Source organism: Nocardia sp. NPDC051900 (genome assembly GCF_044452545.1).
Taxonomy (GTDB): domain Bacteria; phylum Actinomycetota; class Actinomycetes; order Mycobacteriales; family Mycobacteriaceae; genus Nocardia; species Nocardia sichangensis.
Genome location: NZ_JBITBU010000014.1, coordinates 98,706 through 112,112 on the forward strand (window position 1 = coordinate 98,706; position 13,407 = coordinate 112,112).

The 13,407-nt window shown below is 69.6% G+C and carries 16 protein-coding genes; 10 read left to right on the forward strand and 6 right to left on the reverse strand.

Annotation, left to right across the window (positions count from 1 at the left end; translation table 11 throughout):
• Positions 1-2 precede the first annotated feature (2 nt).
• On the forward strand, positions 3-764 hold the full coding sequence (locus ACIA5H_RS23895; protein ID WP_379253174.1) for an alpha/beta fold hydrolase: 762 nt from the start codon (positions 3-5) through the stop codon (positions 762-764).
• Between the two features lie 91 nt (positions 765-855).
• Here the strand turns inward: ACIA5H_RS23895 and ACIA5H_RS23900 are convergent, their stop codons facing one another.
• Positions 856-1,221, reverse strand: coding sequence for a winged helix-turn-helix transcriptional regulator (locus ACIA5H_RS23900; protein ID WP_379253173.1), 366 nt, complete (start codon positions 1,219-1,221; stop codon positions 856-858).
• 103 nt (positions 1,222-1,324) lie between these two features.
• Here ACIA5H_RS23900 and ACIA5H_RS23905 point away from each other — a divergent pair, with 103 nt between their 5' ends.
• The gene (locus ACIA5H_RS23905; protein WP_397077381.1) at positions 1,325-1,819 is read left to right on the forward strand and encodes a luciferase family protein; all 495 of its coding nucleotides are present in this window, start codon (positions 1,325-1,327) and stop codon (positions 1,817-1,819) included.
• A 29-nt stretch (positions 1,820-1,848) separates the two neighbouring features.
• Positions 1,849-2,283 (forward strand): lipocalin-like domain-containing protein, encoded by a 435-nt coding sequence (locus ACIA5H_RS23910; RefSeq protein WP_379253170.1) that lies wholly within the window; start codon positions 1,849-1,851, stop codon positions 2,281-2,283.
• On the opposite strand, the gene ACIA5H_RS23915 is transcribed toward ACIA5H_RS23910, so the two are convergent.
• Entirely contained in the window at positions 2,244-2,711 is a 468-nt protein-coding gene (locus ACIA5H_RS23915) for an acetyl-CoA carboxylase biotin carboxyl carrier protein (RefSeq protein WP_379253169.1), read from the reverse strand. The two genes, ACIA5H_RS23910 and ACIA5H_RS23915, sit on opposite strands and share 40 nt — an antisense overlap.
• Before the next feature lie 15 nt (positions 2,712-2,726).
• Complete coding sequence (locus tag ACIA5H_RS23920; RefSeq protein ID WP_355077920.1) at positions 2,727-3,509, reverse strand: SDR family NAD(P)-dependent oxidoreductase; 783 nt, start codon at positions 3,507-3,509, stop codon at positions 2,727-2,729.
• Between the two features lie 173 nt (positions 3,510-3,682).
• On the opposite strand from ACIA5H_RS23920, the gene ACIA5H_RS23925 reads away from it, so the two are divergent.
• The 5 genes from ACIA5H_RS23925 to ACIA5H_RS23945 all read left to right on the forward strand — a co-directional run bounded on the left by ACIA5H_RS23925 (position 3,683) and on the right by ACIA5H_RS23945 (position 9,417).
• Positions 3,683-4,102, forward strand: coding sequence for a nuclear transport factor 2 family protein (locus tag ACIA5H_RS23925; protein ID WP_355077921.1), 420 nt, complete (start codon positions 3,683-3,685; stop codon positions 4,100-4,102).
• Between the two features lie 26 nt (positions 4,103-4,128).
• The gene (locus ACIA5H_RS23930; protein ID WP_355077922.1) at positions 4,129-4,737 is read left to right on the forward strand and encodes a malonic semialdehyde reductase; all 609 of its coding nucleotides are present in this window, start codon (positions 4,129-4,131) and stop codon (positions 4,735-4,737) included.
• 123 nt (positions 4,738-4,860) lie between these two features.
• Positions 4,861-7,023: an ArnT family glycosyltransferase gene (locus ACIA5H_RS23935; protein ID WP_397077382.1), complete on the forward strand. Its 2,163-nt coding sequence runs from the start codon at positions 4,861-4,863 to the stop codon at positions 7,021-7,023.
• 142 nt (positions 7,024-7,165) lie between these two features.
• Entirely contained in the window at positions 7,166-7,882 is a 717-nt protein-coding gene (locus ACIA5H_RS23940) for a response regulator transcription factor (protein WP_397077383.1), read from the forward strand.
• Entirely contained in the window at positions 7,879-9,417 is a 1,539-nt protein-coding gene (locus ACIA5H_RS23945) for a sensor histidine kinase (protein ID WP_397077384.1), read from the forward strand. Before ACIA5H_RS23940 ends, ACIA5H_RS23945 begins: the two co-directional genes overlap by 4 nt.
• A gap of 297 nt (positions 9,418-9,714) precedes the next feature.
• Here ACIA5H_RS23945 and ACIA5H_RS23950 read toward each other — a convergent pair whose 3' ends face one another.
• The 3 genes from ACIA5H_RS23950 to ACIA5H_RS23960 form a co-directional block, all read right to left on the reverse strand.
• Positions 9,715-10,515 (reverse strand): PIG-L deacetylase family protein, encoded by an 801-nt coding sequence (locus ACIA5H_RS23950; RefSeq protein ID WP_379253165.1) that lies wholly within the window; start codon positions 10,513-10,515, stop codon positions 9,715-9,717.
• A gap of 22 nt (positions 10,516-10,537) precedes the next feature.
• Entirely contained in the window at positions 10,538-10,933 is a 396-nt protein-coding gene (locus ACIA5H_RS23955; RefSeq protein ID WP_379253164.1) for a hypothetical protein, read from the reverse strand.
• Positions 10,934-11,012: 79 nt separating this feature from the next.
• Positions 11,013-11,216, reverse strand: a complete 204-nt coding sequence (locus ACIA5H_RS23960) for a hypothetical protein (protein WP_379253377.1) — start codon at positions 11,214-11,216, stop codon at positions 11,013-11,015.
• A 277-nt stretch (positions 11,217-11,493) separates the two neighbouring features.
• Between ACIA5H_RS23960 and galE the strand changes: the two genes are divergently transcribed.
• Both galE and ACIA5H_RS23970 read left to right on the forward strand, forming a co-directional pair.
• Positions 11,494-12,471: a UDP-glucose 4-epimerase GalE gene (gene galE / locus ACIA5H_RS23965; protein WP_397077385.1), complete on the forward strand. Its 978-nt coding sequence runs from the start codon at positions 11,494-11,496 to the stop codon at positions 12,469-12,471.
• 374 nt (positions 12,472-12,845) lie between these two features.
• Positions 12,846-13,406 carry a hypothetical protein gene (locus tag ACIA5H_RS23970; RefSeq protein ID WP_379253162.1) on the forward strand — a complete coding sequence of 187 codons (561 nt, stop codon included), beginning with the start codon at positions 12,846-12,848 and terminating at the stop codon, positions 13,404-13,406.
• The last annotated feature ends 1 nt before the right edge of the window (position 13,407 follow it).

Consider the following 13,407-nt stretch of genomic DNA (forward strand, 5'->3'; position numbering starts at 1 on the left):
TCGTGTCGACCTACCTGCTCATTCACGGCGCCTTCCACGGCGGATGGGTCTGGCAGCGAGTGACTCCGCTGCTGGAAGACGCCGGTCACCGCGTGCTGGCCCCCTCGCTGGTCGGTCTGGGGGACCGCGCGCACCTGCTGACCCCGGATGTCGGGCTCGACACCCATGTTCAGGACCTGATCGAGCTGGTCACCGCAGAGGACGCGACCGAAGTCGTCCTGGTGGGTCACAGCTACGGCGGCATCGTCGTCACCGCGCTGGCCGACGCCGTGCCGGACCGCATCGCCGAACTCGTCTACATCGACACGTTCGTGCCGCGCGACGGCGAGGCGGTGGCCGACATCATGCCGGGCATGGTCGACGCCTTCGCCACCGCGGCGGCCGCCACCGGCGACGGCTGGCTGGTGCCGCCGCAGACCGAACCGACCGGCGACGGCGGCCTCTACGGCGTCACCGAGGAGCCCGATCTCGGCTGGCTGGCGTCCATGCAGACGCCGCAGTCGCTGAAGACCTTCCAGCAGCCGATGACACTGACGAATCCCGCGGCACTGGCGAAGATTCCGGTGACGCACGTCCACTGCGGCGAAGGCGGCGAGGACTTCAAGGCGATGCGCGCGGCCATGCCCCGCACCCTGCCACCGGCCGATCTGCCTCCCGCCCGCCTCCATGTACTCCCCACCGGGCACGACTGCATGATCACGATGCCGCGCGAGTTGGCCGGATGCCTGCTCGAACTCGCCGCTCGACCAGCGCCCGCACCGTAGCGCCACCGCGCTCGGCGCTCGTCCGCGATGGCCGGCGCAGTGACAGCGGCCGCCCTGGACCACGGATCACTCGTGTCTTCGGTAGGGCGGATCAGCCCGGGGTCTCTCCCGCGTCATAGGCGGCGCGGGCCGCGAGGACCTCGCCGAGGTGTTCGGACGACCAGGTCACGATGCTGCTGAACACCGGGGTGAGCGTTCTGGCCAGTGGGGTCGCCTCGTATTCGACGCGCGGCGGGACCTCGGGGTGGTAGGTGCGCGCGACCAGGCCGTCGCGTTCGAGCTGGCGCAGGCGCTGGGTGAGGACCTTGGGTGTCAGACCGGGAATGCGCTGTTGCAGTTCGGTGAAGCGCAGCTTGCCGTCGTGGGTGAGCACCCAGAGCACCTGGGTGGACCAGCGGCCGAACACCAGGTCGATGACGGGTGTGATCGGACAAGGGTCGACCGGCGCGGTTGTCATACGTCCTCCCGGTAAGTCACTTTCCCCTTGGTTACTACTATACTTTGGAAAGTAATGTGTTTCCAGGGGTCGCGAATACGCGAAATCCGAAGGGAGCACAGTCATGACGACGACAACAGTGGACGGCCGCCTGGATCTGCCACGGCGCTCCGGTGACCGGCCGCGCACTCGTGCGCACAATCCGCACCAGCAACTCGACCAGATCGCTCCGCCGGAGTTGCAAGAGGAGCTGTGGTCGCGGATGACCACGCTCGACGGCGTTCTGCTCGGCCGCAGTGGAGTCTCCCTGCCCGACACCCGGGCCCTGCACCTGCGGCCGACGATCGCCCATGGACCCCGCGAGGCGTATCTCGCGGGCACCGAATTCGCCCACCTGCACGGGCACGGGGACGGCAGTCTGCACATGTGCCTGCCGAAAGACACTGTGGCGCAGTCGGTTCGGCTGGGCTGGGCGGAGGCGCATCCGATGGCCCGGCGGGGATACCTGCCCGGGACGCTGGTGATGGTGTACGGGCCGCGCGATCGCGAGGAGCTGGACGTCGTCTGGCAACTGGTGCGGGCCAGTCACCGCTTCGCCCGGCAACCGGCTACAGCGTGATTAGAGCGGCGGCCGCCATCGTCGGTGTCATGAACGCAACCGATCTTGTCGGCACCTGGGAACTGGTCTCCTACTACGACATCGACGAGCAGGACGTCACCAGCACGGGCCCGCTCGGCGACGCACCGCGCGGCCTGCTGATCTACGGCGCGCACGGTTACATGTCGGTGAGCATGATGCGCACCGACGGAGCCCAGGGAGCCACCCCGTTCATGGGGTACGCGGGCACCTGGCGGCGCACCGGCACGGAGGTGGTGCACGCGATCAGCGTCTGCTCCAACCCGGCATGGGCGCGGACCGAGCAGGTGCGGCAGATGTCGCTGAACGGCGACGTGCTGACGCTCATCGGCGCCGCACAGGTCGGCGGGCGGACACAACGCCGGGTGCTCACCTGGCGTCGCGGCCGCCCGCTCGAAACACACCGTCATTCCGGCGAATACGAGAACAGGGGCTCGTCGAATTGAACCGGTTCGCCGTCTTCCTTGAGGATCCCGGTGATCACGCCCGCCTGCGCCGTCACCGGGATCATCAACTTCATCGCCTCGACGATGCCGACCTGCTGCCCGGCGCTCACCCGTTCGCCGACCTCGACGAACGGGTCCGCGCCCGGCTCAGGGCATCGATAGAACACGCCGACACTGGGCGCGCGGACGACCGCGCCGAGCGCGGGAGCCTCCGGCGCGGCGACGGCTTCCACCGCGGCCGCCGCGATCGGTGCGGGCACGGCCGCCCACTCGGCCTCGACGGTCACCTCCCCCACCTGGAAGCGCAGTGCGCTCGGCTGCTGCGGAAAGCCCGCGAGCAACTGCAACGCGCCGGTCTGGATCGCCTCCAGCACCCGCAGATAGTCCTCGTGTCCGGTGGTGGGGACGTTCTCCTCCACTGCGGTCATTGCCGTCACTCCTTGTCAGTAATTACCCAGGCCGCCGCAGACGTTCAGCGCCTGCGCGGTGACGGCGCCCGCTCCGGGCCCGATCAGATAGTCGACCATCGCCGCCACCTCGAACGGCTGCACGTAGCGGCCGATCGGCACTCGCGCGCTGACCCGGGCGTGCACCTCGTCGGTGTCCACGCCCCACAGCCCCGAATACACCTCCCGCACCCGCTCGGCCATCGGCGTCTCCACGAATCCGGGGCACACGGCGTTGACGGTGATCCCGGTCTTGGCCAGCTCGAGGCCGAGCGCTTTGGTGAAGCCGACCACGCCGTGCTTGGACGCGGAATACGGGGCGCCGTGCACCACGCCCTGTTTACCGCCGGTGGAGGCGATGTTGACGATGCGGCCGCTGCCGCGCTCGAGCATGCCGCCCGCGTTCAGCACCGCCTTCGTCATCAGGAACACGCTGTTGAGATTGGTGTTGATCACGTCGAACCACAGTTCGTCGGTCACCTGCGCGGTGACGCCGCCGCCGCTGCGGCCCGCGTTGTTGATCAGGATGTCGATCGGGCCGTAGCGCCGCACACCCGCGTCGACGTACTCGCGGACCTGCGCGGCGTCGGCGACGTCGCAGACGGTGCCGTCCACCTCGTGACCGTCGTCCTGCAGACTCTTCACCGTGTCGGTCACCCGCTGCTGATCGCGAGCGCAGAGGAACACCGCGATCCCCTGGGCCGCCAGGCTTTTGGTGATCTCCAGGCCCATTCCGCTGGTCGCTCCGGTGACCAGCGCGACGCGCCGATTTTCCGCCATGACTCCTCCATCGGTCGAACTTACGAACTCGCCGGGCTTCTCGACCACCAGGGTCGACCCGCGTCCTATAGATCCGGTCAACCGCGGACGACGGAGGTCGGCTCAACCGAGGCTCTAGCGGCGTGGACCACGCTGGCGTGCAGCCGAGCCCCGCCGCGACCACAGGAGCAACCATGACCACCGTCGCCAGCCGCACCGAGTTGTACGCCGAGGTCCAGCAGTTCTACGCCGAACAGATGCAGCGGCTGGACAACCGCGACATCCCCGGCTACGCCGCGACTTTTACCGAGGACGCGGAATTCGAGCACACACCGGGCATTCCGCCGGCCCGGACCAGGGCCGGGATCATCGCCGACCTGGTCGAGTTCCACAAGCGCTTCGAAACCGACCCGATGCAGCGCAGGCATTGGTTCAACATGATCAACCTGCAGCCGCAGGACGACGGGACCATCGTGTCCACCGCCTACTGCCTGGTGGTGAAGATCCGCCCGAACAGCAAGCCGGAGATCGCGCCGAGCTGCGTCGTGCACGACGTGCTCGTCCGCGCCGACGGCGCCTTGCTGACCCGGTCGCGGCGCGTCGTCCACGACTGATCCGACCACTATCGAGGAGAAACCCTGTGAACTCCGTTCAGCCGGATTTGCTCACGCTCGCCGCCGACGCCGGGGACCTGCTGTTCCGGGAGGCCCGCACGGCGAACGCCTTCACCGACGAGCCGGTCACCGACGAGCAGATCCGCGCGATCTACGAGCTGGTCAAATACGGACCGACCTCGATGAATCAGCAACCGCTGCGGATCGTTCTGGTGCGCAGCCCCGAGGCCAGGGCCCGGCTGGTCACCCACATGATCGACAACAACAAGCCGAAGACGGCCGCCGCGCCGCTGTCGGCGATCCTCGCCGCCGACCTGAATTTCCACGAGCACCTGCCCACGGTGTTCCCGCACGCGCCGGAGGCCAAGGACTACTTCGCGGACGCCGACTACCGCGCGGAGTCCGCGCGCTTCAACGCCCTGATCCAGATCGGCTACTTCATCCTCGGCGTCCGTGCCGCCGGTCTGGCGGCGGGCCCGATGAACGGCTTCGACGGCGCGGGCCTGGACGAGGACTTCTTCCCTGGCGGCGAATACACCGGCCTCGTCGTGGTCAATATCGGCAAGCCGGGCCCGAACGCGTGGTTCCCGCGTTCGCCGCGACTGGCGTACGAGGAGGTGGTCAGCACGGTCTGATCCCGCCGAGCGAGTGACGAGGGCCGCTCGGCCGCACAGCGCACTCCCAGGTTTGCCCCAGCTTGCGGGCAGGCTGCCTTCCTAGCCTTCGAGCAGAGGTTCAGACGAAAGGAAGGCGAAATCATGGCGCTGATCACGAGCGTCCCGCCGGGCGTTGCGGCCGACGAGCGACTCGTCGGCGCCCATCGCGCACCGGCACGCCGGTCCCGGGCGGATCGCGTGTTCTTCGGGCCCGCGACCCAACCGCGATGGGCGCGCCCGGCGTTGTTCGCGCTGCTCGGCGCGACCGCGGTGCTGTATCTGTGGAATCTGACGGTATCCGGTTGGGCGAACGAGTATTACGCCGCCGCGGCGCAGGCGGGCACGCAGAGCTGGAAGGCACTGCTGTTCGGCGCGCACGACGCAGGCAACGCGATCACGGTGGACAAGCCGCCCGCGGCGCTATGGGTGATGGGGCTGTCGGGGCGGCTGTTCGGATTCGGCTCGTGGTCGCTGCTTGCGCCGCAAGCGTTGATGGGCGTCGGCTCGGTGGCCCTGCTGTACGCCGCGGTGCGGCGTTGGAGCGGGCCCGGCGCGGGCCTGCTGGCGGGTGCGGCGCTGGCGGCGACTCCCGTCGCCGCGTTGATGTTCCGCTTCGACAACCCGGACGCGCTGCTGACCCTGCTGTTGATCGCGGCGGCCTACTGCACGGTGCGGGCGATCGACTCGCACGACCCGCGCTGGCGTTCGGCGAGCACCGGCTGGCTCGCGCTGGCCGGTGTCGCCATCGGTTTCGCGTTCCTGACCAAGATGATGCAGGCGTTCCTGATCCTGCCCGCCCTGGGTTCGGTGTTCCTGGTCGCGGGAGCGGGCGGATTCTGGTCTCGCATCGGCAAATTGGTCACCGCGTGCGCGGCCATGGTGGTCGCGGGCGGCTGGTACGTGCTGCTGGTGGAGTTGTGGCCCGCGGATTCGCGCCCGTACATCGGCGGGTCGACCGACAACAGCCTGTGGGAACTGGCGCTCGGCTACAACGGCATGGGCCGGTTGCTCGGCGGCAGCGGCAATCCGAGCGGAGGGGGATCCGGCGGCCCCGGCGGCGGGGGCATGGGCGGCGCGTTCGGCGGCGATACCGGACTGGCCCGGCTGTTCAGCGGCACCATGGCGACCGAAGTCTCCTGGCTGCTTCCGGTCGCGCTGATCGGCTTGGTCGCCGGGCTATGGCTGAGTGGCCGCGCGCCGCGCACCGATCGGCTGCGGGCGGGGTTGATCCTCTGGGGCGGTTGGTTGCTCGGTACCGGCCTGGTCTTCAGCTACATGAGCGGCATCATCCACCCGTATTACACGGTGGCCCTGGCGCCGGGCGTCGCCGGTGTCGCCGCGATCGCGGTGACGCAACTGTGGCGGCGGCGCGGGCACGTGGCGGCCAGGATCACCTTGGCACTGCTGTCGGCGGTCACCGGCGCCTGGGCTTTCGTGTTGCTGAACCGCACGCCGGACTGGCTGCCGTGGCTGCGTTGGACCGTAGTGGCCGCGACGGCGATCGCCACGGTGGCGCTGCTGGTCGGCGCGCACCGCCGGATCGCCGTCGCGATCGCGGCCACGGCGTTGCTCGCCGGATTCGCCGGGTCGACGGCCTACGCGGTCGAAACGGTCACCCACGCGCACAGCGGCGGCATCCCCACCTCCGGGCCCGCGCAGGCGGGTTCCATGGGCGGGCCCGGTGCGGGCGGAGCCGGTGGTCCGGGCCCGGGAGCGGACGACGGCCGCGCCGAGGCCGCCGACGGAGCGTCCGCGGCCGGCCGCGCGGCTCCTCCCGGCACAAGCCGGCCGACCGGAGACGCGGCTCCCACCGGCGGCGAACTGCCCACCGGAGACATGGCGGCCGACGGCGGCATGCCGACCGGTGACGGGGCTCCCACGGGCGGTGCTCCCGGCGGCGGTGGACCGGGCGGCAGCGCCGACAACGCCGAGCTGAACGCCCTGCTGAAGAACACCGACAGCCGGTGGTCGGCGGCGAGCATCGGCTCCGGCACCGCGTCGAGCCTGGAATTGCGCACCGGCACGTCGGTGATCGCGATCGGCGGCTTCAGCGGCGGCGACGACGCGCCGACATTGGCTCGGTTCCAGCAGTACGTGGCCGATGGCGAGGTGCACTGGTTCATCGCGCAGGGGCAGGGCATGCGGCCCGGCTCCGGGGACGAGAAGTCGGCCGCGGACGAGATCACCGAGTGGGTGAAGGCGCACTACACCGCGAAGACGGTCGGCAACGTCACGGTCTACGACCTGACCGCACCCACCAGCTGACGATTCCGATCCCTGCCGACGGAGTATCGCCGCGTCCCGCGACGCGGCGATACTCCGTTCGCGTGTCCGCGCCCGCGTGGCTCCCAGGAAATACCCAGCTTGCTCGCAGGTCGCTCCGTGCCTGCGGCGCAATCATGGGATCATGACCGGCACCGAACCCGAAGCCCGCGTCCTCATCGTGGACGACGAACCGATGATCATCGAACTGCTCGCCGTGAGCCTGCGGTTCCAGGGCTTCGAGGTGGCCACCGCGCTCAGCGGAACCGAGGCGCTGGACCGCGTGCGCACCTTACGGCCGGACGCGCTCGTCGTCGACGTGATGATGCCGGGCATGGACGGGTTCGGGATGCTGCGGCGACTGCGCGCCGACGGGGTCGACGCCCCCGTGCTCTTCCTGACCGCGCGTGACGACGTCGACGACAAGCTCACCGGCCTCACCCTCGGCGCGGACGACTACGTGACCAAGCCGTTCAGCCTGGAGGAGGTCATCGCCCGGCTCCGAGTCATCTTGCGCCGCAGCGGAATACAGTCCGTCCAGGAGAACGCCAGCCGGATGTCGGTCGGCGACCTCGTGCTCGACGACGACAGCCACGAGGTGTGGAAAGCGGGCGCGCCGGTGTCGCTGTCGCCGACCGAGTTCACCCTGCTGCGGTACTTCATGGTCAACGCGGGCAAGGTGCTGAGCAAGCCGAAGATCCTCGACCACGTCTGGCGCTACGACTTCGGCGGCGACGCGGGCGTGGTCGAGTCGTATGTGTCGTACCTGCGGCGCAAGATCGACACCACCGAACCGAAGCTGCTGCACACGCTGCGTGGCGTGGGATACGTGCTACGCGAACCGCAGGTGAGCCGGACGTGAGCGTACGGGAGAAACTCGCGCGGCGAGTGTCGGCGGTCCCGCTGCGGATAGGGCTGGTGATCGTGCTGCTGCTGTTGACCGCGGCGGCGTTGTTCGCGTCGGGCGCGGCGGTGACCTCGGCGCTGAGCCGATCGCTCACCCAGCGCACCGACGAGCAGCTCTACGACGCGGCACGGCAGTGGGCGGAACCGCGTCCGATGCGCCAAGTGACGACCAGCGACGGTCGAGTGCAATGGCTTCCGGCCGATCTCCCGGCCCTGCCGGTACAGCCGAGATCGGCGGGCGAACAGCCGCGCCGGTTCTTCGAACTGCGTACCGGCGCCGACGGGCAGGTGTATCAGGACCTACCGGGCGCCAACAGCGCCGCGGGCAACCCGGATCTCAGCGGCGCGAAAGCCCACACCCCGCAGACGGTGGGTTCCGCGGACGGTTCCTCGGTGCGCTGGCGCGTACTGACCACCACCAACCAGTACGGCTCGACCACCATCGGCCTGCCGCTCACCGACAACCAGGAGACGGTATCGCGGCTGATCTTCTTCGAGATCGGCACGGGGGCGGCGGCACTGCTTGCCCTCGGCGCCGTCGGCTACCTGGTCATCCGGCGCAGCCTGCGGCCCCTGCGCGAGGTGGAGCAGACCGCGGCGGCGATCGCAGGCGGCGACCTGCACCGGCGGGTCCCGGTGCGCGGCGTCGACACCGAGGTCGACCATCTGGCGCGGTCGTTGAACGAGATGCTCGCGCAGATCCAGCACGGCGTGGCCGCGACCGAGGCCTCGGAGGAAGCGGCCCGCCGCTCGGAGACGCGGATGCGCCGCTTCGTCGCGGACGCCAGCCACGAACTGCGCACGCCGCTGACCACGATCCGCGGTTTCGCCGAGCTGTACCGTCAGGGCGCCAGCAGCGACGCGGGGATGGTGGTCGGCCGGATCGAGGCCGAGGCCGAGCGGATGGGTCTGCTGGTCGAAGATCTGCTGTTGCTGGCGCGACTGGATGAGAAACGCCCGCTGGAGCGCAAACCCGTCGACCTGCTCGCCCTCGCCGGCGACGCCGTGCACAACGCCAGGGCCATCGCCGCCCGCCAGAAACCCTCGCCCGACGCGCCGGATCGCCCGATCACACTGGCACTCGGCGACGGCGAGGGAACCATGGACGTCATCGGCGACGAGGCCCGCCTGCGCCAGGTACTGGGCAACTTGCTCGGCAACGCCCTGACCCACACCCCGCAGGAAACGCCGATCACGGTGCGGCTCACGGCCGCCCCCGATCGTGTCCGGGTCGACGTGATCGACGCGGGCCCCGGCCTGTCTCCCGAGGCCGCCGCCCGGGTGTTCGAACGCTTCTACCGCGCGGACGCCTCACGCACCCGCACCAGCGGCGGCGCCGGCCTCGGCCTGTCCATCGTCCAAGCCCTGGTGACGGCCCATGGCGGACGGGTGTCGGTCGACAGCGAACCGGGCCGCGGTGCGACCTTCACCGTGGTGTTGCCTCGGGAACCCGCCGATACGCGCTTCGCAGGTGACATGCCACCGCAGTAGGGCCGCCGCGAAGGAGGCCTCCGCACCGAACCTCACCGCTCACCTGGCGTAACCGTCGAACACCGGTCGGCTTCCCGTGGACGCGCGGGTAACCACCGGCCGTGCCCTATCGGCATCGACGCACCGGCTGGAAGCGCCCGGGTTCGGCGCGGTCCCAGCGGCGCTCGTCCGGATCCAGTCGGACCAGCCCGCGCATCACGACCCGCGCCGGAATCGAATGCTGCTTGCTTCGAGAAATCTCGTCGGCGCAATCGCACAAGTGACGCGGTGGGTCGCGAACCTGAGAGGGCACACCGCTCAGCGGGACGCGGGCCGGAAGATGTCGTCGAGCGGAGTTCCCGAGGTCGAGGTAGCGCCTTCTTCGGCGAACCACTCCCAGCGCATCACCCGGGCGAGCACCGGCGTCGGCATGCGGAGCAGCACCTTCGCGATGGCCGCGAAGCGGCTGGAGCCCTCGATGATCGACCGGTGGGCGGCCAGAGCGGTCTTGCGACGGGCGGCTTGGGCGGAGACGTCGATCCGGTGGGTGATCGCCGAACGCGGACTGTAGAACGAGTCGAGCACCGACAAGTCGTAGTGGAAAGGAAGTCCCAGCCGCGTCAGCGAACGCACGAGGCGTGCGTAACCATCGCGGGGCAGGGTGGCGTCCAGAACGCGCGGCACTTCAGCGAATTCGGCCGCGCGTTTGCCCACTTCGTGCACGCGGATGTGGTCGCGGTGGCCGTACCCTCCGTTGCGGTCGTAGCTGAGCAGGATCTCCGCGTTCTCCTCGCGCAGGATCGCGGCCAGCCGACGCGCCGCGTCCTCGGGGTCCGCGCGGGCGAATCGCATCCGGTCCGGCGGGTCGGCGTACAGCACCGGGCCGTGCCCGCTGTCGGCGTAGCCGAGGTGCGCTACGCGGTGCACGCCGAGGGCGGCGGCGCTCGCCTCCAACTCACCGAGCCGCAGCGCCTTCCGGCCGTCGAGATCGGCCATATGGCCGTCGGTGGCCACCACGATGACGGTCCGGTGCCCGGCGGCGGACAGTCCGGCCAGCGTCCCGCCGGTCAGCAGCGTCTCGTCGTCGGGGTGCGCGTGGAATGCCACAACGGTCGCCATCGCACCAGTGTGCCAAAGACATTCACAGCAGATCCCTGGCCAGCCTGGTCGCGCCGACGAGCATGTACCCGCCGGTCAGGGCGACCAGCGCGACCGCGGTCGGCCGGGGGACGTCGCCGCGCAGGACGCGCACCCCGCCGTGTGTCGTGTCGAGGATGTCCACCAGCAACGCCAGGCGCTGCCAGCGCGGCAGCTCCTCGGCGGGCGCGGTGAGATACCCGAGGCCGAGCGCGATCGCCCGCGCGCCGAAGATCCGGGCCATGTAGTCGAGCTCGGGCGTGGGCCGCACGCCGAGCGCCGTGGTCAGCGTCCGCGGGGCCACGAGCGCGGCCGAGCCCAGCGCGACCCGCCCGAGCGCCAAGCCGCGCAGCGCACCGGCCAGTGCGGAGCGGTTTCGCCGCCTGCTGTTCGTCACCATGATCCGAGCCTCGCCCACAATGCCGATCAGGTCGATTACCAGCGAGGTAATCGACCTGATCGGCGGCGTGTCGAAAGACTCAGGGCAACGGGACCCACTGGTTGAAGAACCAGAATCCGTGCGGGCTCGGCTGCGGGTCCTGGTGGTGCTGCTCGGGAACCGGGCCGCGGCCGTGGTCACGATCGTCGTGGCCCGGATCCGCGCTCGCGACGCCCGCGCCGACGCCGACCGCCGCCAGAGCGATGCCTCCGACGGCCGCGGCCTTCGCCACCTTGGACTTCAACGACTTCATACTCGTTCTCCTTGGTATCGGCCCGTGGGGCCATCGGCCGGACTTCGACCGCGAGAACGATCCTCGGCCCGGGATCTAGAGGGAGCCCGATACTGCGCTGGGAAATAGCTGGCAGCTGGATCGATATCTCCAGCGAATTCACAGCTTAGACAGCGTTCCCCGGCCGGGCTCGGACGCGATGATGGTTCGGAACCCGGCCCCGGCCGTCGACGCCCTCGTCACGGCCTACCCTGAGATCTTCCGCCAGCCACCCCAGGAGAGGACATCCGTGAAGCTTCTCGTCACCGGCGGCGCCGGCTACATCGGCAGCGTCGTCGCGCATCAACTCGTCGACGCGGGCCATGAAGTGGTGATTCTCGACGACCTGTCCACCGGCTTCCCGGCGAACCTCCCGCCGCGCGCGACGTTCCACGAGCTGTCGATCCACCGCGTCGCCGATGTGCTCACCCCGGCGGCGGGCTTCGACGGCGTGCTGCACTTCGCCGCCAAGATCGAGGTCGCCGAATCGGTCGCGAATCCGGAGAAGTACTGGTGGAACAACATCGAAGGCTCGCTCGCCCTGTTGCGCGCCGTTCGCGCCGCGGGCACCCCGCGCCTGATCTTCTCCAGCACCGGGTCGCTGTACACCGGCGACGGCAGCACACCCTTCGACGAAAGCGCCGAGGTGCGTCCGGCCAACCCGTACGCGGCGACCAAGGCGACGGTGGACCTGATGATCGCGGGCGAGTGCGGCGCGAGCGAACTCGGCGCGGCGTCGCTGCGCTACTTCAACGCCTCCGGCGCCGTCGCCACCGGTGACACGCACCTGGGCGAGCGGCACGAGCCGGAGTCGCACCTGATCCCGATCCTGCTGCAAGCCGCTGCGGGACAACGTGATTCGTTCACCCTCTACGGCACCGACTACCCGACGCCGGACGGCACCTGCATCCGCGACTATGTGCATGTGGCCGATCTGGCCGCCGCGCACCTGCTGGCGCTGGAGGCCATCCGTCCCGGCGAATACGAGGTGTACAACCTCGGCAACGGCAGCGGGTACTCCAACCGGCAGGTGCTCGACACGGTGCGCGAAGTCACCGGACGCGACTTCCCGGTCCACTACGGCCCGCGCAGGCCGGGTGACCCGGCCGTCTGCGTGGCCGCGAGCGGCAAAGCGGGGACCCGGCTCGGCTGGAAGCCACAGCGCCCCGACCTCGCCGACATCGTCTCCGACGCATGGGAATTCCACCGGTCGGTGCACGGCGACTGATCGACCGGGAGAACGATCCAGCGAATCTCCGTGATTCCCGGGCAACCTTCGTCGGCGGGCCCGGGAAACACGAGTCGCTCAGAGGATGAGCAGGATCAGCGCCTTCTGCAAGGTGTCCACGATGCGGCCGATGGTGATCGCGATTTCGACGGTGCCCATGACAGGCCCCTTTCCTCGGACATGGCAAATCCTCGACACATCAATTCAAACGCGCGCGAACGGGATTCGCCAAGCTCGCGCGGGAACGTAGGTGGTCGAGGCGGCTTGATCCGCGTGTCCTCGCTCTTCGAATCATCTGTGTCGCGGCACCGGTCGCGACCGCGGGGCGGAACGTCGCCGCGCGCAAACCTTTCGATCGACCGTCAGGAGCACCTGTGACATCGTCGCAACCGTTGGCCCGGAGACACTCGCACGACTGTTCTCGGCGGGCGGCGGATACGGTCGGGCGGGCCGCGGCGATGCTCGACATGCTTCCCGTCGTTCCCGACGCGGTACACGCTCGGCTCTCGGCACTCGCCGAGGGCATCGCGTGCGAGCCGAACTGCGATCTCACCCGCGCTTTGCGCGATGTCGTGGTCCACCTCGCGGCGACAGCCGAGCTCGCCCACCGGCACCGCGTGACGGCGCTCGCGGACGAACTCGCCGAGATCATCGGCATCGTCGAGGAATGCGGCCGGAACACGGCCCGATCGTTCGCGGCACCGTGGGATCCGGTCGGGGCGGCGCGCTATCGCGCCGAGATCCTGCGGCTCGCGGGTGACGCCGACGACGCGTTCCGCCGCTTGTTCGCACGGTGGTACTTCGACATCGACGATCTGGCGGCGATCGCCGGGATGCGGGATGTCGGCGACGAACTGGAGAACGTGATCAGAGCCTTCGAGTCGGTCGCCGACGCCGTGCTCGTCGCGCAGCCGCCGAACGAGCTGTCCGGGTGAC

What these genes read in the sequence shown, in the direction of transcription:
- ACIA5H_RS23900 (WP_379253173.1), bottom strand. Translation starts at nt 1,221, where the DNA reads ATGACAACCGCGCCGGTCGACCCTTGTCCGATCACACCCGTCATCGAC.
- ACIA5H_RS23905 (WP_397077381.1), top strand. Translation starts at nt 1,325, where the DNA reads ATGACGACGACAACAGTGGACGGCCGCCTGGATCTGCCACGGCGCTCC.
- ACIA5H_RS23910 (WP_379253170.1), top strand. Translation starts at nt 1,849, where the DNA reads ATGAACGCAACCGATCTTGTCGGCACCTGGGAACTGGTCTCCTACTAC.
- ACIA5H_RS23915 (WP_379253169.1), bottom strand. Translation starts at nt 2,711, where the DNA reads ATGACCGCAGTGGAGGAGAACGTCCCCACCACCGGACACGAGGACTAT.
- ACIA5H_RS23920 (WP_355077920.1), bottom strand. Translation starts at nt 3,509, where the DNA reads ATGGCGGAAAATCGGCGCGTCGCGCTGGTCACCGGAGCGACCAGCGGA.
- ACIA5H_RS23925 (WP_355077921.1), top strand. Translation starts at nt 3,683, where the DNA reads ATGACCACCGTCGCCAGCCGCACCGAGTTGTACGCCGAGGTCCAGCAG.
- ACIA5H_RS23935 (WP_397077382.1), top strand. Translation starts at nt 4,861, where the DNA reads ATGGCGCTGATCACGAGCGTCCCGCCGGGCGTTGCGGCCGACGAGCGA.
- ACIA5H_RS23940 (WP_397077383.1), top strand. Translation starts at nt 7,166, where the DNA reads ATGACCGGCACCGAACCCGAAGCCCGCGTCCTCATCGTGGACGACGAA.
- ACIA5H_RS23950 (WP_379253165.1), bottom strand. Translation starts at nt 10,515, where the DNA reads ATGGCGACCGTTGTGGCATTCCACGCGCACCCCGACGACGAGACGCTG.
- ACIA5H_RS23955 (WP_379253164.1), bottom strand. Translation starts at nt 10,933, where the DNA reads ATGGTGACGAACAGCAGGCGGCGAAACCGCTCCGCACTGGCCGGTGCG.